General features: G+C 71.4%; 4 protein-coding genes and 1 pseudogene. 1 reads left to right on the top strand and 4 read right to left on the bottom strand.

Annotated elements, in window-relative coordinates; all coding sequences use genetic code 11:
* Positions 1 to 853 (top strand): bifunctional methylenetetrahydrofolate dehydrogenase/methenyltetrahydrofolate cyclohydrolase (locus EIO58_RS13695; RefSeq protein WP_127820002.1); only part of this gene is annotated, 853 nt, incomplete at its 5' end.
* Positions 854 to 1112: 259 nt separating this feature from the next.
* On the opposite strand, the gene EIO58_RS13690 is transcribed toward EIO58_RS13695, so the two are convergent.
* The 4 genes and pseudogenes from EIO58_RS13690 to EIO58_RS13675 all read right to left on the bottom strand — a co-directional run.
* A complete protein-coding gene (locus EIO58_RS13690) occupies positions 1113 to 1667 on the bottom strand; it encodes a hypothetical protein (protein ID WP_127820001.1) in 555 nt (184 codons plus the stop codon).
* Between the two features lie 148 nt (positions 1668 to 1815).
* The gene (locus EIO58_RS13685; protein ID WP_127820000.1) at positions 1816 to 2619 is read right to left on the bottom strand and encodes an HpcH/HpaI aldolase family protein; all 804 of its coding nucleotides are present in this window, start codon (positions 2617 to 2619) and stop codon (positions 1816 to 1818) included.
* Positions 2604 to 3389, bottom strand: a pseudogene (locus EIO58_RS13680) (2-keto-4-pentenoate hydratase). Before EIO58_RS13680 ends, EIO58_RS13685 begins: the two are co-directional and overlap by 16 nt.
* A 108-nt stretch (positions 3390 to 3497) precedes the next feature.
* The coding region (locus tag EIO58_RS13675; RefSeq protein ID WP_205789280.1) for a VOC family protein at positions 3498 to 4157 on the bottom strand (660 nt) is incomplete at its 5' end.

The following is a 4157-nucleotide window of genomic DNA, read 5'->3' as shown; positions in this document are numbered from 1 at the left end:
CGCCGCCGCCGCGATCAAGGCGGAGCTGCGCGAGCGCGTCGCCGCGCTCGCCGAGCGCGGCGTCGTGCCCGGCATCGCCACCGTGCTCGTCGGCGCCGACCCCGCCTCGCAGCTCTACGTCGGCATGAAGCATCGCGAGTCCGAGGCCATCGGCATGAACTCGATCCAGCGAGAGCTGCCGGCCGATGCCACCCAGGCCGACGTCGAGGCGCTCATCGACGAGCTGAACGCCGACCCCGCGTGCCACGGCTACATCGTGCAGCTTCCGCTGCCGAAGCACCTCGACACCGACGCGATCCTCGAGCGCATCGACCCCGCGAAGGATGCCGACGGCCTGCACCCGACGAACCTCGGACGCCTCGTGCTGAACGTCAACGCGCCGATCACGACGCCGCTGCCGTGCACGCCGCGCGGCGTGATCGAGCTGCTCCTTCGCCACGATTACGACCTCAAGGGCAAAGACGTGGTCGTCGTCGGTCGCGGCGTCACCATCGGCCGCTCGATCGGGCTGCTGCTGACGCGTCGCGAGATCAACGCGACCGTGACGCTCACCCACACCGGCACGGCCGACCTGTCGCACCACCTGCGCCAGGCCGACGTGATCGTGGCGGCCGCGGGCGTCAAGCACATCGTCCGCGCCGAGGACGTCAAGCCCGGCGCCGCGGTTCTCGATGTCGGCGTGACGCGCGAACACGACCCCGACACGGGCAAGTCCAAGGTCCACGGGGATGTCCACCCCGACGTCGCCGAGGTCGCCGGCTTCCTTTCGCCGAACCCCGGGGGAGTGGGCCCGATGACGGTGGCGCTCCTCATGACGAACGTCGTCGAGGCCGCGGAGCGCACCGAGGACTGAGGCATCCCGCTCCGGGCGAGGACCCGGTGCCGCAGCTCAGGCGGGGATGGGCAGGGGCGTGCTGCGCGCACGGCGGTCGCGGCATCTCGCGCCCCGAACGAGGCCATCGCGTGCACCGGGCGCTCGCGATCAGGCCCGCTGCGGCAGCGCACCTCCGACAGCCGGGTGACGGCGCGCACTTCGACGCCGCCGTTCTCCAGGGTCGCATTGCTCAGGGCTAGAGGGCGTGTCCACTCGTTGACATCAGTCGGGCGACTGCTCAACCCTTGCCGAGCTCGTCGAGCATGCGGCGCTGCTCGTCGGTGAGACCGTCGTCGAGCTCGCGGCGGCCGGCCGCGGCGCCGGGGGTGGGTGGCACGGCGGGAGCCGCGGCATCCGTCGTCATCGTCCTGCCGCCGGTGGCCTTGTCGTACAGAGCGCCGGCGTGCGACTCGACGCGGTCGTCGATCGCGTCGTAGATCGCCCAGCCGATCAGGAGGAGGACCGGGGGCAGCACGTAGCCCCAGAAGGCGCCGAAGAAGCCGCCGCCGATCGACACGCCCGACAGCAGCACCGTGCCGATCCACACGAGGAGGGCGACGGCGAACGCGATCAGCAGCTCGACGAGCTTCTCGCCTGCCCGGCCGCGCTTGGCCGCCATCGAACGGAACCACGTCTCGACGAGCGGCTTGATCCAGATGACGAGCGCCGTCATCACGATGCCCGCCCACAGCGCCGCCCATCCCACGCGGGCCGGGGTGAGCCAGCCCACGACGAGCAGCACCACGACGTTGAACACGAGCAGCGACACGAACCGCACGACCCATTTCTTCATGGGTTCACTGTGCCACGTCCCACTCTCTGGCGGCGAGTGACCCGCGTTGCACTTCGCGGCGCACGCGGCTGCGGAACGCGCAGCGCGCCGCGAACTGCAGCGCTCACCCGCGAACGTGAGGGGGATGCCGAGCCGCCGCTCGCTCGCGTCAGTACGAGGCGCGCTCGGAATCGGAGCCGGCGGGGATGAAGCGGGCCGCGAGGGCCTCGGAGCCGCGCGCGAGGAGGGCGACATCGGCGCCCACGAGCACGAACGACGCGCCCGCCTGGAGGTAGGCGTCGGCGGCCGCCGGGTCGAAGGCGTTGACGCCGACGGGCTTGCCCGCCGCACGCACCGCCTCGAAGGTGCGCAGCGCCGCACCCACGACATCCGGATGCGTCTGCTGACCGAGCAGCCCCATCGACGCGGCGAGGTCGCTCGGCCCGACGAAGACGCCGTCGACGCCGTCGACCGCGGCGATCTCGGCCGCGGACGCGACGCCCGCGGTCGTCTCGATCTGCACGAACAGCGAGACGTGCGCATCGGCGTCCGCGAGGTAGTCGTCGACGCGGTTCCAGCGGGCCGACCGCGCGAGGGCCGAGCCCACGCCGCGCGTTCCCCGCGGGGGATAGCGCACGGCCGCGACGGCGGCCTCGGCATCCGCCCTCGACGACACCATCGGCACGAGCAGGTTCTGGGCTCCGAGGTCGAGCACCTGCTTGATCGTCACGACGTCGCCGATCGGCACCCGCACGACCGGCGTCACCGGATAGGCGGCGACGGCCTGCAGCTGCGCGAGCACCGAATCGAGGCCGTTCGGGGAGTGCTCCATGTCGATGAGCACCCAGTCCAGGCCCGAGCCGGCGCAGATCTCGGCGACGAGCGGCGAGCCCGAGCACACCCACATCCCCGCGAGGGGACGGGTGGCGTCGGCCAGCGCGTCGCGGAACGTCGGCGTCAGACGAAGCGACACTCGATCACCCCCATCGGCCCGTAGTCGCACCTGACGCTATCGCCTCGCGCGACCCACATGGGGCGTGTGAAGGAGCCGGCGAGGATGATCTCGCCCGCCTCGAGCCGCGCGCCGTGCTGCGCGAACTTGTTCGCGAGCCACGCGACGCCGGTCGCCGGGTGTCCGAGCACGCCGGCGGCGACGCCGGTCTCTTCGATCTCGCCGTTGCGGGAGAGCACGCCGGGCACCCAGCGCAGCTCGATCTAGTCGGGGCGCTTGCGGACGGTGCCGAGCACCATCGCGCCGTAGGCGGCGTTGTCGGCGATCGTGTCGACGATCGTGCGGCCGTCGAGCTCGACGTGGGAGTTCAGCACCTCGAGCGCCGGCACCGCGTAGTCGATCGCGGCGAGGGCGTCGTCGAGCGTGCAGTCCGGCCCCTCGAGCGGAGTCTTCAGGACGAACGCGAGCTCGACCTCGACGCGCACGTTCGAGAACCGCTCGACAGGGATCTCGGCGCCCGACTCGTAGACGGTGTCGTCGAACATCACGCCGTAGTCGGGCTCCGTGATCCCCGTCGCCTGCTGCATCGCCTTGGACGTCAGACCGATCTTGCGGCCGACGAGACGCCGGCCGGCTGCGAGCATCCGGTCGCGCCACACGCCCTGGATCGCGTACGAGTCCTCGACCGTCGCGTCGGGGTGCCGTGCGGTGATGCGCGGGATCACCGAGTGCGTGCGGTCGGCCTCGGCGAGCTCGTCCGCGAGCGCCGCGACCTGCGCGGGTGTCAGCATCCTGCCTCCTTCGTCGTGCCGGGTGAAAGCGCCGGGCTCGAACCCGCCGATCCGGCCGGTCTTGCACCTGTTCGGTCGATCGAGCCCGCCGTCCTCACCGCCGGGCTCCTACAGCTGGTGGCCGAGCTTGTACTCGCCCTGCTTCCAGCTGGGCAGCTCCTCGTCCTTCTCCTGCGGGCGGGTGTACGAGAAGCCGTCGGCGCCGATCGTCACCGCCATCTCGGACTCGTCGGTGCGCGCGGCGACCGGCTGCGGGTTGCCGTCGAGATCGAGCACGAGCGACGCCTCGGTGTACCACGACGGCACGACGGGGTTGCCCCACCAGTCGCGGCGCTGGTTGTCGTGCACGTCCCACGTGACCACCGGGTTGTCGGGGTCGCCGGTGTAGTAGTCCTGCGTGTAGATCTCTACGCGGTGGCCGTCGGGGTCGCGCAGGTACAGGTAGAACGCGTTCGACACGCCGTGGCGGCCGGGGCCGCGCTCGATCGCGTCCGAGCGGCGCAGCGCTCCGAGCTTGTCGCAGATCGCGAGGATGTTGTGCTTCTCGTGCGTCGAGAAGGCGACGTGGTGCATGCGGGGACCGTCGCCGCCGGTCATTGCGGTGTCGTGCACGGTGGGCTTGCGGCGCATCCACGCGGCGTACACGGTTCCCGTGTCGTCCTGGATGTCTTCGGTGACGCGGAAGCCGAGGTCCTGCATGAATTTCACCGCGCGCGGCACGTCGGGCGTCACCTGGTTGAAGTGGTCGAGGCGCACGAGGGCGCCCGG

The sequence above is a fragment of the Microbacterium sp. CPCC 204701 genome (assembly GCF_004010105.1).
Taxonomy (GTDB): Bacteria; Actinomycetota; Actinomycetes; order Actinomycetales; family Microbacteriaceae; genus Microbacterium.
This window is presented reverse-complemented; position numbering and strand designations above follow the sequence as displayed.

Excerpts from the sequence above, each read along its gene's own strand:
- EIO58_RS13690 (WP_127820001.1), bottom strand. The coding sequence starts at position 1,667 with ATGAAGAAATGGGTCGTGCGGTTCGTGTCGCTGCTCGTGTTCAACGTC.